This is a genomic window from Xanthobacter autotrophicus ATCC 700552, from assembly GCF_043194565.1.
GTDB lineage: Bacteria > Pseudomonadota > Alphaproteobacteria > Rhizobiales > Xanthobacteraceae > Xanthobacter > Xanthobacter autotrophicus_F.
On sequence record NZ_JBAFVS010000126.1, the window covers coordinates 1 to 209 of the forward strand.

The 209-nt window shown below is 62.2% G+C and carries 1 protein-coding gene; it reads right to left on the bottom strand.

What is annotated here, in order from left to right; all coding sequences use genetic code 11:
* On the bottom strand, nucleotides 1-209 hold a 209-nt coding region (locus V5F48_RS25210), incomplete at its 3' end, for a GTP-binding protein (RefSeq protein ID WP_394260676.1).

A 209-nucleotide genomic window follows, 5' to 3' on the forward strand; every position in this document is an offset into this window, starting at 1 on the left:
TATTCCACGTGCGCCGTGGAAATGGTGATGCCGCGCGCCTTCTCTTCCGGCGCCTTGTCGATCTGGTCGTACGCCGTGAACGTCGCGCCGCCCGTCTCCGCAAGGATCTTCGTGATCGCCGCCGTCAGCGACGTCTTGCCGTGATCCACGTGACCGATCGTGCCGATGTTGCAGTGCGGCTTCGAGCGGTTGAACTTCTCTTTGGCCAT